This window comes from Clostridioides sp. LIBA-7678 (assembly GCF_056716065.1).
In genome coordinates this window covers 30,257-44,448 of sequence record NZ_CP196988.1, presented here as the reverse complement: position 1 = coordinate 44,448, position 14,192 = coordinate 30,257, and the positions used below count along the sequence as shown (strand labels likewise).

Sequence of the window (14,192 nt, the reverse complement as noted above, 5' to 3'; positions counted from 1 at the left end):
AATTCGTTTCTTTATATATATAATACCGTTTCTTTGTCATACTAGTCAACTATGAAAAAGTACCTGAAAAATTCAGGTACTTTTATTTTTAATATTACTTTGTTGTATCTAAAACAGAAACATTTGGAACAGTGAATTTCATTTCTTTGTCATTCCAAGTTTTTTTAGCTGTATCATCATATAGTATATAGCAATCTGATTTATCTACAGTAAGTTTTAATTTTGTATGTCCTTTAAGTCCCTTTGTATAGAAATCTGATTTAGCTATAGGGGACTCTATTCCTGGTATATTCATAGCAACTTTGTCAGTATACATATATGCTTTAGGCAACTCAAATACTGTTGTATACTCTCTTATAATTAATACAGTTGTATCTTCATTATACCAACCTGTACCAACTTTAACATCATTTGTACCTCTAACAGCATTTATTAAGTTAGCAACATTTGCTTCACTTAAAGCTTTACCTTTTGATTTTTCAAACACATCTAATACAGTATCTTGTGTATTAAGCTTCATTTTACTTAATATATCCTTTGTAATATCATTAACACTACTAATACCTTTACCATTAACAAGTGTCAATTTCCCACTTCTTACTACTAAACGATACTCTTCAGTTGTTTTATTCTTACCAGTTATATCTTTAGTTACTTCTTTACCATTGTAATCTTTTCCACCTATATTCATGCTTGGTAGCATTTTTAATTTGAACTTCCAACCATCACCAGTTTTTGTTCCAAATTTATTCATATAAGTATCTCTTACTTTGTCAGTACTATAGCTGCTATTTCCCCAAGAATTTTTAATAGCAGTATTTCCTATATCTAAAGCATAAGTTTTAGCTGTTAAAGTTGGTTTGTCTCCCCAATCTACTTTTCCAGTTCCACCTAATACATAAGATAGGTTTACAGCACTTCCTTTATGGATTACTTGGGAGTTTCCTACCTTTGTACCACTTGCTACTTTACTTGCTAATGATTTAGCTTTTTTATCTGTTGCTATACTTGTCCCAACTACTTTTGAATTGATTTTAGCATCTAATCTCAAGTAGCTATAAGAAAGTGGAGTTATTGTTCTTTGTCTTTCTCCAGAAACAATATCTATAGCTGTATTCCCAGATAAATCAGAATGAGCCATGAATATTTCTGGATATACTTTAAGTGGTGTAGTTTTCTTTGTTTCATAACTATAAGATTCTTTCATATCCTTAGATTCTCCAGGTACTTTTGTATTAACAGTTCCTGTATGGTATCTATAATATGATACAGCTAATTTGTATGTGGCTGGTGTATATGCTTGTTTTGCCGTTTCACTAGATGTGTAACATCTGCAAACACTATTGCCTTCACTATCTGTTGAGTGTCTATAATTAGCTTTTTTATGAATATAACTTGAAACTGGGTCTAACATGTAAATTTCAATATTACTATTCATTGTTTTCTTATTTTTATATTTATAATTTGTGTCACCTTTATCTGCTGAAGCTATTTCATTTGTATATCCATTGTTTTTCCAATTTGCAAATTTAAGTGTATCTATATCTTTAGTTGTTCTTGTTGCTACTAATGTACCACCTACAGCTTGTGAGAAAGTTGTTCCACCATGATTAACATTTGTGCCATGTGGACTAGCTTTCCATTTAGGTTCAATCTTCAACCAAGGACTATTTTTTAAATCAACATTTCTTAATGATAAATTTGTCCAACCTGAAGGATTTAAAGATGAACTCACATGAGAAGTACTATCTGAGCTATGAGATACCTTGTAAATTGCATATGCAAGTTTACTAGATAAATCGTCCCAATACTTTGACAATCTCCATTCTGGGACTTCTTTTACATCTTTTCCAGTAGTATCATCAACAACTGAGTCTATTTCTTTTGCTTTCAAATATACAGTCATTTCTGCATCTGAAAAAGCTTTCTCCCCTTTATCATCCTTTTTGTCTTTATATTTATCATCTACAGACATATCATCGAAATCTTCATTTACTCCAAAATCATTATCAGCATTTTTAGCTCCACCTAAATAAGTATTGTACTGGTCAGCTTGATTTGGTTTTAGTAAATCAGTTAACATTTTAGTTACAGTATTATCATAGTTTAAAACTTCTTCTCTAGAGATTACAGATGGATTTTTAACTTTTAAATTTTCTTTAAAAAGACCCTCTTTATCTTTCTTATCAATTAAATTGATTTTATTTTTAGCTTCTTTTTCTATCTTGTACGTTTTTCCATTACTTTCTATTGTACTATCAACTAAATCTATTTCTTTTATATTTTTACATTCCATAAGCTCTTTACCTAAATCCCAGCCTTTAGCAGGTTTAGTTATATCTCCAATTTTTGTACCATTTGAATTATATAAATCAATTTTAGTTTGTATAAACAATTTTGGTTTCTTACTTGCCTCTTGTCCAGCTTTCCAGTGATGATAACCCCATCCACCAAAAACATTCTTTTTAACAGGTCCTCCTGAATTTATAGCTTGAATGGTATTTACATATCCACCTTGCATGGGTTTCCAACCAGAGGATGAAATATGACCTAATCTTTTACACCAACTAGAACATCCAGTCTTTGTACAATAACCAGCTTTAGGGCTACTTGTTGTTCCACCTCGACTATAAAGGTATTTGTATTCTCTAAAATATACACTTCTTTGTTGTTCATCATTACCAGTGACTTTTTTTGAATCTGCTAATCCTAGTGCCATGGAAATATATGATGTTGGCATATACATTCCATTTTGCTTTCCTTTACTATGAAGATGTATTCTAGGCATTGTTTGTATTAAGAATGTAACTTCTCCTGATTGATATTTGCCTTGAATATAATCTATGTCCTTTTGTGAAACACCTTTTGATTTCATTAAACTTATATAATCTTGGAAAAATTGTTGTTTCCAGGCATCATCTTTGCTTCTTATAGTATTTCCAACACTATCACCGTAATTAACTTTGTAAACACCTTTTGAATCGGTTTCAGAAGTATATAGTGCATTTCCCATAGTTGATAATACTTTGTTTGAATTTGCTTTAACTGCTGATGGAGTTCCAACAATTCTTTTTGTCATTTCAGAACTATTTAAAGAATCAGGATTATTTTGATTAAAAATTCTATCTTTTCCAGCAATCAAATAATATGTTGCATCTGAATAAGTTCCTAATATCCCAGAATTTTTAAAATCTGTTTCAGTTGACTTATTAACTGGCATGAATAAACAATATTTCATGTACTCTGATGAAAACTTATATGATTTTACAATATCATTTTCAGTAGCATCTTCAGTTAATAAGGTTACACTTCCATCTGTTGCTTGGCCATTTTTTACGCTGCCTGTATTTGGCACAAATCCAAACATTATTACCTGATTTACATTTTGTCCATTTAAGGTCCAGTAATTTGCGTTATATGCATAACCATTAACGATTAATTGGTCAGAAGTAATACCTGAGCCCCCTCCTGAACCTCCACCTGAGCTACCACCACTATCAGCAAATGTTTTTATTGGTGTGCTCAATAAAACACTACTAATTAACATAAACATTAGAAAATGATTTTTTCCATTTTTCTTATCTGAATGTAACATTCTAAGAATTGTTAATATTAATAATATACCTACCACCGATAAAATACCTATTTGTACTGGTAGCATATCTTGTGTATGAGGTGATATTATTCCCTCTTTATTTAATATCTTACCTTCACCCAATATTAATGTTGTTACACCTGCCTTATCTGGTATATCAACAGTGAATACTTCTCCAGTTTCATTGTCTTGAACCATAAATGTTTCTCCTGACATAACAGAGAAGTTTATTGGCTCTTTACCTTTGTATTCTTTATTTTTTACATTTTCAACATTAATTACTGAAAAATTATAATCTAATCTCTTACCATCAAGCTCCTTATAAACTTGAAATTTGTTTCTTGGAAACACACTCAAACTTAAGTTTCCTTGCCCATTTGAAACATGTATATTCTTATTATGTTTTACACTTGCATACTTAGATTCAATATTTACTGAATAATCTCCATTTGGAATATTCTCTATATATTTATCTTTAGAACTAATATCAAATTTAGATTCTATACCAGTTTTTTTATTTTTCAAGGAGATACTTAACTGTGTCCAATTCTCACTCAAATCAGTATTTCCATTTATTTTAAAATCTAGGTTAATTCTATTTAGCTGCTGATTAGATGAACTTGAAATCTCAGCATTTCTAATTTTCACCACATTAGACATGAAGCTATCTAAATGTGTTTTACTAGAAATGACTGGGTACACTATTTCATCTTGCCCATTACCTGTATCAAATTCAAATTTTTTATCTACAGAATTTAATATTATCCTTGGCTCTACTTTATCTCTAGTTAGCCACACTAACCCTTTGTCATTTGTAGTAACTCTATATTTAGAATTATTGTATGTTCTTTCAATGTCTATTTTAAAGTTTTTCACAGGGTTGTCTTTTAAATCCAAAACTTTTATAGCAACTAGATTTGTATCAGTTATTAATTTAGTCCTTATAGGGGCATTTTTAGCACCTTCTGGTAAACTTTTATCTACATTTTTTAAAGTACTAAACTCTTCTCCAATTGTTTTTTCAATCATTTTCTCTCTATTTACATATAATGATTTTCCATCATTATCTAACATTAAAATTGACTTAATTACATTGTCAGTTTTTCCTCTTAAACAGAATTTAAATTTATCTCCTAATTTATAACTTTTAACATTATTAAATTTTACTAAATAGCTATTTTCCTTTTTATTAAAATCTTTTTCAGTTACATTTACTTTATCAATATAATTACCTTTAGAGTCCTGTAATTCTATTTCAAAAGAAGGTATATATCCAATTTCAGATTGATTTGTACTTACTTCTACACTTAAATACATTCCATCATTTACAATTATATTTTTAGATGTAGTATTTTCATTTACATCACTACTATTAATTGGTGGATTAGAATTGTTTTCATTGTTAGCATCATCTTTATTAGCATCATCCTTATTAGTGTCTTCTTCATCTACATCTGTGCTTCCTATTATATTTCCTTCATTATCAACTATATTTCCTTTGCCATCATCTTTTAATTCAGTTTTAACATTATTATCAACAAAAGCTCCTCCTCCATTATCTGCATAAGAACTTACTATAGATGTACTTGTTAGCATTATGACTAACATAGCTGTTACAATCTTATTTTTCACCAATTTAATCACCTCACTTCCAAATTGATTTATATAAGAATATATATTAATAGTTCTTATATATTACAATATAAATAATATATATTCTTCTATATATTATTTAGTAATAATATATATACTTTTATATTATATATATTATATATTCATAAAAATAAAGACTACATTATCAATGTAGCCTTTATCTTCATTTCATTTTATATTATCTTTTTCAATACATAAATAAAGACCATAGTTTTAACTATAGTCTTTATTTATCCTTATAAAAATAGGAAGCATATCTTAAAAATCACAACTCAAAAGAAAAAAAGTATATATACATAATATCATATATGTTTTTTTATTTCAATAATGTTATATATATAATTCATTATATACAATTATTTATATAATAGAAAAAGGACTATTTATAAATATAGTCCTTTTTCTATTATATATGAGTGATAACTTATTTCTAACTAAATTATAATACAAATATATATTTATATCAACATTTTTAATTAATAATATAAGAACTATAGTATATACTATAGTTCTTTTATCGTGATTCATCTTTTAAATATAGAATATAAAACAGGAGTCTATGATAAATTATATCATAGTAATTATATAACATCTTATTCATAGTAGATTATCTAACTTTATCAAAACAAAATGATTATTTATACTTATTATAGTTCTTTTGTTATATTATTTCAAGTATTTTGTTATATATTTAAAATAAAAAGAAACTATAATATATTTATATATTATAGTTTCTTTACTTTATCATATCAGATAAAACATAAGGAGTTTTATTACATATTTGCTATAAATTTATGTCTATATTTATTATACTTCTTTCACTGTATTATTTCAAGTTATATATACATCTAAAACAAAAAGAAACTATAATATATTTATACATTATAGTTTCTTTTTCCATATTATCATATATACATGCAGAAGACTTGTTCCTATATTTATTATACTTCTTCACTTATATTATTTCAAGTCTTTTATTTGTTATATTAAAAATGATATATATTCTATATCATTTCTTTCTTAATATAAATATAAAAAGAGGACTATATAGCCCTCTTTTTATATTTACATTGAAAACAGAAATTATGAGGAAGAATTTTATTTTTTCATAATTTCCTATACACTAAATACAAAACAATAAAATATTTGGGAATATAAAACTTGTCTATATTTATTATAGTATATCCAATATATATAATCAAGTATTATATATACTTATTTATTTTATATATAAAAAAGAACTATATATATATAGTTCTTTTTTATTTAAGAGTCTAGACAAACTTATATACAATCTAAAATAATCAAAAATAATTATTATTTTATAATTATATACAGACAACATAAAATATTATATTTCATATTATCATACCAAAGAATTTAAAATGAGCCTATATATTATATAACATATTTAATATATATTTTCAATAAATATATATAAAAAAAAAGAGATTTTCTTAGATAATCTCTTGTTATAGGGGAACATTTATATTTATTTTTATTTCTAAAAAGTATACGCTTTTTTCTTTTATTTATCTTATTATAATATTTTATACAAAATAAATCAATATATTTATATACAAAAAAATAAAGGAACATATTAATTAGTCCCTTTCAATACTTAAAACTTTTTAGTGTATCATATAAGTTTTAATAAATTTTTAGCTATATTAATTATAATATATTTTTTTATTTTTTTCAAGTTTTCATATATATACATCTTATCACTTTTTATTTTTATACTATATATATGCATATATTTTTATATTATATTTTATTATTCATTTACCAATTTATATAATTATATATTGAATATTTCTATCTTTATTATATATATTTATATCTAGATATCTTTTACAATTTTATTTATAAATTCACATATTTACATACAAAATAAAAAAACACTTTATAACAAAGTGTTTTTTTTACCAAACATATTTTCTATTTTGAACAAGGCCTTAAATGCCATTAAGAACCGTTATTTATTTCTTTTAATACAATTGATTTAACATCTTAAAATGGCATTATTTTAATATTAGTCTTTGTTATGATTTAAATATCAACTTAATATCATTTTCCATATCAAAGTCAAATTTACTAGTTAACAGATTTAGGAATCTTTTAATCTTTACATATCCTACATCTTTTACTTTTAAGTATAAATCAACTGATTGAATATATCTAAAATTTTCATTTTTATTACTCAAAATATATGGATAATTTTCTACTGATTCTAAAAACTTATCTTTATCTAATTCAGCAAAATAATTAACAACTACTTCAAATAAATCTTGCCAAGTTTTCACGTTAAATCTTTTACCTTTTATTTTTATTGCAATTGGTATTTTTCCAGATATATAGTTTTGAAATGTATCTTCTATTTCTTCAGGAATAGATGATATATCTATATCTTCAATAGCATTTTTTATATTTTCTAATTCATCTATTATTTTATTTATAGTGTCCTTTTGTTCTTCTGATATTTTTAGATAATTTAATTTATCAAATAGATTATTAATACTAGACTCATATTCCTTAATGGATAATATGAGCATTTTCTCTCTTGTTTTATATATTTCATTTAATATTATATCACTCATTAAAATTACCTCTCTATTAGTTTTTCTTATATTAATTATATTATACCACGTTTATATTCAATAGTATTTTCTATTAAGAGTTTATGGTCTACAACTTAAAATATGGTATCGTTCTCTAAAGATTTCTGAAGTTATCACTCCATACATATATAAGTGTTCTTAAGCCACATGTGGGTGAATTACTTTTTATTTAAGCTATCTGTATTTTTAAGATTAATTCATCTGTTATTTTTATTATAACTCTTTGGATTTTAGGTAAATTAGATACTCAATCTAACAACAAATAAAAAAGGAATTTAATATTAAATTCCTTTTTTATAATCCAAAAGCTATCTATAATTCTATATAATAAAACTTCTTTCATTACTTTTTTCCTATTAGTCACCTAATGTATCTGTAGTCTCAATTACTCCATTATCTATTTCTTCTTCTAATATATCTGTAGTTTCATTTAGTTTATTATCTACTACTTCATCGATTTTATCTATTTCATATTTATTAGTAGAAAGTAACTTTCCACCCAATGCTCCTGCAAGCAAAGACTTTATATCAAGTCCTGTTGATGCTTGTATTCCTTCTATTACTTTACCTGATGTCATCATAACATCCTCAACTAACTTAGCAGAATTTCCTTCTCCATACATTGTTATGCTTTCTACCTTTGCTAATGGAGTTGCAGCATTTTTGACTATTTCAGGAAGTCTATCAACTATCATTTCAACTATTGCTGCTTGTTGCATCTTAGCCATTGCGTCTGCTTTCTTACTAAGACCCTCTGCTTCTGCCAATAATTTGGCCTTTATAGCTGCTGCTTCTGCTTCACCTACTGATGTTATTCCTTCTGCTTCATTTTTTTTAGCAACTAATTCAGCCTCAGCTTTATCTTTTAATATTTCATATTCTTTTTTAGCTTTATATTGTTCTGCATCTGCTAATTTTTGTTTTTCATAAACTTCAGCTTCAGCTTCTTTTTGTTTCTTATAATATTCTGCATCTGCTTGCTTCTTTACTGTTGCTTCAAGTTCATTTTCTTTTATTAGAGCTTCTTTTTGTTTTATTTCAATTTCTTTTTCTTGTTTTGTTATAGTTGCATCTGCTTGTACTGTTTCTAATGTTTTTCTTTGTTTTTCTTCATGTATTTTATAAGACATATCTGCTTCAGCTTTTTTAGCTGCTTCTTCTTTCCTTAAATCAGATTTCTTTATTTCTAATTCATTATTCCTAGTAAGTATACTTTGTTCAGATTCTACATAAGCATCATTAGCCTCTTTTTTTGCAATTGATTTAGCTTTTGATATTTCTTTTTCTGAATTAGCCTTAGATATTTCTGCGTTCTTTTTTATAGAAACTATATTGTCTATACCTAGGTTTTCTATTACACCACTATCATCAACAAAATTTTGGACATTGAAACTTATTATTTCTAATCCCATAGCATTTAAATCTGGTTCTGCATTTTCTTTAACTAGTCCAGCAAATTTTTGTCTATCTTTAACCATTTCCTGTAACTCCATTTTTCCAACTATTTCTCTAACATTACCTTCTAGCACCTCTCTTGCTATTTTTGCTATATAAGCACTTTCTTTTCCCAAAAAGTTTTGTGCTGCTAATTGTATTAATTTTTCATCTGTACTTACTTTTATATTGACATTAGAATCTACTCTTACATTTATATAGTCTCCAGTTGGAACTGTACTTGCTGTTTTAACATCAATTGGTATTAATTGAAGTATTAATTCATCTTTTCTTTCTAAAAATGGTATTTTTATTGTTGCTTTACCAATAACTATCCTTGGTTCTTTTTTTATTCCTGAAATTATGTATGCTTTATCAGTTGGAGCTTTTACATATCCAGTTGCCACTATAAAACCTAATGTTACTACACTTAATCCACTTATTATTACTCCCACATTGTTTGCTAACATATTAAACATATCTTAATCCCCTTTTGTTTTTAATATTAGATTTTATTCTTCAAAAGCTATTCTTTATCTATATAATTCTATCTAATTTAATTTAAAAATTTCTCTTCTATTTAATCAAATAAACTAAGCTGTTTATTAATTTCAAAGTTACACCATAAAATCTCTTTTCTTATTTTTCCAGACTCTGCAAATGATTTAAAACCTAATTTATTCCACCCATTAAGTACCTCATTATACAAATCGGAATCATATCCACTTAAAATTACATAACCACTGAACTTTAGAAGCACCTTTAGTAATTCTTTATGTTCTTCTTCTGTTTCCATCTCGATATTATATATCCTTTTTGTTCTTGTTTGCAATAAGTATGGAGGGTCTACATATACTAAGCAATCACTCCTATCATATTTTTTTATTAACTCTAGTGCATCCCTATTTTCTATTTCTGCATCTTTTAATCTTATCGCTATATCTAAAATATTTTTTGGAAGCTTGTTCCACTTACCTATAGTCTTTTGAAAACATTGAGTACTTAATTCAGGCCCTGTGTGTCGCCACCCAGGTTTATGTTTTTGGACTCCTCCTCTAGCCATGTTTGTTCTTATTATAAATTTTCTAGCTTTTTCTATATTATTATCAGTTTCTACAATATTACAATTCATGTATTCATCTCGAGCATATGGGGTAAAATACATAGCATTTGCTAATTCTTTTGGATTATCTCTTATATATTTAAATAAATTTACAATCTGTCCATCTGCATCATTTAGTATCTCTGTGTTACATACTTTTTTACTAAAGAATACTGCTCCACTTCCAAAAAAGGGTTCTAAATATATTTTATGCTTTGGAAGTATCTTTATTATATTAGTAACCATACTCCATTTTGCTCCAGGCCAATTTAGAACTTTTTCCATTTTATATCCTCTCTTTAATTAGTTTTACTTATATTACATATATTTATGATATTCTCAACATATTTACACTGTTGCCATATATAATTATCATCAATATTTCTGCCACTGGCCAACCAGTTTGAAATTCTTTTATCTATATCTTGTAAGACTTCTATGCCTAGATTATATTTTCCTAGTATTGCATTTAACTGTTCTATATCATTTATCTCTACTTTATTCTTAGTATCTAACATTAGAATCAACCTACTTTTCAAATTCCTCAAATCTATATTCTTGTATAAAATTTGGATATTTTTCTTTATCAACTTTAGATAAAAATAGCTCTAATGGTCTTGCATATGGCCAACTATCATCATATAAAGATTGATAAATTGCTAATTCCTTGCGATTTTCTTCTTCATCATGATAAAAATTTCCATAAAAATCTTTATATATAACAATTAAACTATCCTTCTCAGTATATATAGACTTAAATTTATCTTTTGCTGTTAATGAGTTTTGTTTAGATAATAATAATACATCATAAAAATCTGAACGTGAGATAGGCTTACTAATACCCATTGTTGCATAGTACTTTCCTTTGAAATGTTTATAGATACAAGGATATTTGAATTTTCTTTTTTTAAGAATTTCATCATTATTAATTTTCTCTATAAAAGTTTTGTTATAACACTCTTCACACAAGTACTTTATTCTTTGTTCTTTTTCACCAAGTTTACATATTCCAAAGACTTTAAATTCTTTAATCATTTTTTCACATAAATCACATTGAACCAATAAGCCCACTTTAATCAACTCCTAACATATTCTTTCATAGTGGAAGATTCTTTTTGTAGTTCAAAATAAGTCTATAAACTGATAACTTTATTAACAAACTTATATTGGCCATTTATTTAAAACCCTTAACTACCTTCAGTGATATTTGAAAGTAGTTAAGGTGAATATTTCTATTTGATAATACTATTCCTCTTCAGAAACACATTTACATTCTTCTTCAGAAGCACATTTATATTCTTCACACTTAAGAATAAGTATATGAAATATATTAATACATCCTAACAAAACAGCAATAATCATTTCCATATCTACTAAAGATACTTTCAATGTTCCAAACATCTTTAATACTGCAAAAACTAAAAGAGAAATTGCTAATGTTAACTTTAATAGGTCAAATGTAACACTATCTGCTTGTCTTAAATCCTCGAAAAATTCATCTTCAATCTCCTCTGAATCTTTTGTTCTTTTAAATATAAAAGGCATTTCTAATAATAGAAAAATTACAAAAGGAATATTAAAAATATAATATTTAAATGAAAGCCCTAAAAAAATCCATGTCATACCTGATATTACTCTACCCCAAATAATACTTTTTCTAAAATCTATTCTTTCTTTTAATTCCTTATACACTATAATCACGTCCTTTTTTAAATTTAAATCTCAATAGTTTCTTTAATCTATATTTTTCTACTGTAAAAGGTATCCCTTAACAAAACCCCAAACTAATTCAATAAATTCTAATACTGATTCACCAAGTATAATCTTTTTTTCAGAATCTATTGTTTTTTTTACTCTTTTTCCCACTCTTATCACACCCTGTTTTAAATTTAATATAACTCCTGAATAACAAATTTTTAACTTCTTTATTCCTCATTTTTACATCCTTTATCAAGTTTTAAAATAGAATCAATACATATTTTTATTTCATCATTTGCCATGCCACTCATAACAATAAAATCTCTTACTATTTCCTGACTTTCTCCATCAAGAGATAATAATTTTTTTAATATACTTTTTACATTTTCGCTGGTGTCTAATTTTTCAACAAATGGACTAATTAAATCAATTGGACTAATTAAATCAATATTTTCACTGATATTTCTCACCTACTTTACAAATAAAGTTATTATCCTTTTTTAATCTTAAAGTCATCTTTATTTATTTTTCATTCTTTCTAATAAATATTTATAATCATCTTCAGATATATATTTATGAACTAAGTCATATCCATCTATTTTTTTCTTTGAAACTAAAAGCTCTTTTATTTTTTTTAACCTATTTATTAATCTATTCAAATCTATCATCCTTTAAATTATAATTATCTCTATTCATAGCATTTTGTATGTCTTTTTCTAGACCTTGTGTTTTTAAAACTTTAAAAACTGATTGACATATTCTTAGTCCAATTTCTATAAATTCTTCTTTTTCTTTTTCATCTTCTAGATTAAACTCATCCATAAAGTTTGCACTATATTTAAGTACATTTAACTTTTCTTTAGATAAATCATTTGATTTGTTAACTGCCATATTTAAAATCATTTATATTCCCTCCTAATAAGTAACTGTTCAGTATCTTAATACATTCTCATTTAATATGATTTGTAAGATTTTTTTATTGCTGCTTTATATCCATTCCTATAATTTTTATCCATTCAACAAAATCTATCTCATTCATTTTAAATAAAAAATCAATTTTACCATTCAAGATATCTTCATATTCTCCTTCAGCTCTTTTTATAGAATTATTTATGCTTTCTTTATTGTTATAAAGTAATCTTGACCTTCCAACTATGTAATTGACTCTTGAACAATTCACCATACTATTACCCCACTATTCAATCAATTTTCAAGTTCTTATAAGTCCAATATTTTAACTCTAGAATCTTCTGATATAATGCATCTATTAGTTGCATATATACACTTAAATGCGACCTATAATATTCCTCATCTGTCATTTATAATTAGTCATTTTTTATTCTTCTCTGTCTTTTTATTAGTGTACTTATTCATAGATTCAAATTCTTTATTAGCCTTATCAATTGCAATAAAAATATTTTCTCCCATATCATAAATCTCTTTTGCTCTTTTTAATTTATAATTACTCAATGGAATTCCCATAGTACCCTCCATATATTAAAAAGCTTTATTCCCTATATCCCACAATAATTAAATTGTTATTTTATTTATTTCTATACACCAATTTGGAGAAACAGAATATGGATAACCATCTTCAAATTCTTTAAAGCTATAGCTCCTTTTATCTAAGTCATCTTTACTTATTGTAAATTCAATTCCAATAACTGACTCCATCCAATAATTTTTCATATTCTTAAGAGAATTGATTCCCAAAATAGTATATATATTTTTTTGTCTATCAAAAAATCTTTGTTTATCAAATACATATGTTTTTCCTATTTCAAATCGCATACTCTTTACCTCCTTTTAGGTGTTAAAACTAAAATTTTATTTTTTTATATCTTTTAATTGATAAATATCATTAATTTCACCACAATTACAACACTTCCATCTTTCTTTTGTTCTATTTTCTTCATTAACATAAAAATATTCTATAAACTCTTGTTCTTCTATACCTTCACAGTTAATACAAGCTAACGTAATCTTATTACCTTTAACATACATACTTTTAGTCTCCTTTATAAGTCAATGTGTAAAATACATATACCATATAGCTTTTTACAAGCCACTTCCCCTTTAGGGTAGCTGG

General features: G+C 25.8%; 14 protein-coding genes. All 14 read right to left on the bottom strand.

Annotated features, from left to right (window positions below):
- Positions 1 to 94 precede the first annotated feature (94 nt).
- Entirely contained in the window at positions 95 to 5,227 is a 5,133-nt protein-coding gene (locus ACTG46_RS19710) for a hypothetical protein (protein ID WP_479924136.1), read from the bottom strand.
- Between the two features lie 2,066 nt (positions 5,228 to 7,293).
- The gene (locus ACTG46_RS19705; RefSeq protein WP_479924135.1) at positions 7,294 to 7,848 is read right to left on the bottom strand and encodes a hypothetical protein; all 555 of its coding nucleotides are present in this window, start codon (positions 7,846 to 7,848) and stop codon (positions 7,294 to 7,296) included.
- A 377-nt stretch (positions 7,849 to 8,225) separates the two neighbouring features.
- On the bottom strand, positions 8,226 to 9,782 hold the full coding sequence (locus ACTG46_RS19700; protein ID WP_479924134.1) for a flotillin family protein: 1,557 nt from the start codon (positions 9,780 to 9,782) through the stop codon (positions 8,226 to 8,228).
- 101 nt (positions 9,783 to 9,883) lie between these two features.
- The gene (locus tag ACTG46_RS19695) at positions 9,884 to 10,690 is read right to left on the bottom strand and encodes a DNA adenine methylase (RefSeq protein WP_479924133.1); all 807 of its coding nucleotides are present in this window, start codon (positions 10,688 to 10,690) and stop codon (positions 9,884 to 9,886) included.
- Between the two features lie 14 nt (positions 10,691 to 10,704).
- A complete protein-coding gene (locus tag ACTG46_RS19690; RefSeq protein ID WP_479924132.1) occupies positions 10,705 to 10,923 on the bottom strand; it encodes a DUF6877 family protein in 219 nt (72 codons plus the stop codon).
- Between the two features lie 10 nt (positions 10,924 to 10,933).
- Positions 10,934 to 11,476 (bottom strand): DUF1653 domain-containing protein, encoded by a 543-nt coding sequence (locus ACTG46_RS19685; RefSeq protein ID WP_479924131.1) that lies wholly within the window; start codon positions 11,474 to 11,476, stop codon positions 10,934 to 10,936.
- A 174-nt stretch (positions 11,477 to 11,650) separates the two neighbouring features.
- A complete protein-coding gene (locus ACTG46_RS19680; protein WP_479924130.1) occupies positions 11,651 to 12,097 on the bottom strand; it encodes a hypothetical protein in 447 nt (148 codons plus the stop codon).
- A 233-nt stretch (positions 12,098 to 12,330) separates the two neighbouring features.
- Entirely contained in the window at positions 12,331 to 12,573 is a 243-nt protein-coding gene (locus tag ACTG46_RS19675; protein WP_479924129.1) for a hypothetical protein, read from the bottom strand.
- Positions 12,574 to 12,621: 48 nt separating this feature from the next.
- Positions 12,622 to 12,762, bottom strand: a complete 141-nt coding sequence (locus tag ACTG46_RS19670; protein WP_479924128.1) for a hypothetical protein — start codon at positions 12,760 to 12,762, stop codon at positions 12,622 to 12,624.
- On the bottom strand, positions 12,755 to 13,006 hold the full coding sequence (locus tag ACTG46_RS19665) for a hypothetical protein (protein WP_479924127.1): 252 nt from the start codon (positions 13,004 to 13,006) through the stop codon (positions 12,755 to 12,757). Before ACTG46_RS19665 ends, ACTG46_RS19670 begins: the two co-directional genes overlap by 8 nt.
- 73 nt (positions 13,007 to 13,079) lie before the next feature.
- Entirely contained in the window at positions 13,080 to 13,286 is a 207-nt protein-coding gene (locus tag ACTG46_RS19660; protein WP_479924126.1) for a hypothetical protein, read from the bottom strand.
- A gap of 146 nt (positions 13,287 to 13,432) precedes the next feature.
- Positions 13,433 to 13,585 (bottom strand): hypothetical protein, encoded by a 153-nt coding sequence (locus ACTG46_RS19655; RefSeq protein ID WP_479924125.1) that lies wholly within the window; start codon positions 13,583 to 13,585, stop codon positions 13,433 to 13,435.
- A gap of 48 nt (positions 13,586 to 13,633) precedes the next feature.
- Positions 13,634 to 13,894: a hypothetical protein gene (locus tag ACTG46_RS19650; RefSeq protein WP_479924124.1), complete on the bottom strand. Its 261-nt coding sequence runs from the start codon at positions 13,892 to 13,894 to the stop codon at positions 13,634 to 13,636.
- 36 nt (positions 13,895 to 13,930) lie between these two features.
- Positions 13,931 to 14,107, bottom strand: a complete 177-nt coding sequence (locus ACTG46_RS19645; protein ID WP_479924123.1) for a hypothetical protein — start codon at positions 14,105 to 14,107, stop codon at positions 13,931 to 13,933.
- Positions 14,108 to 14,192: the final 85 nt, after the last annotated feature.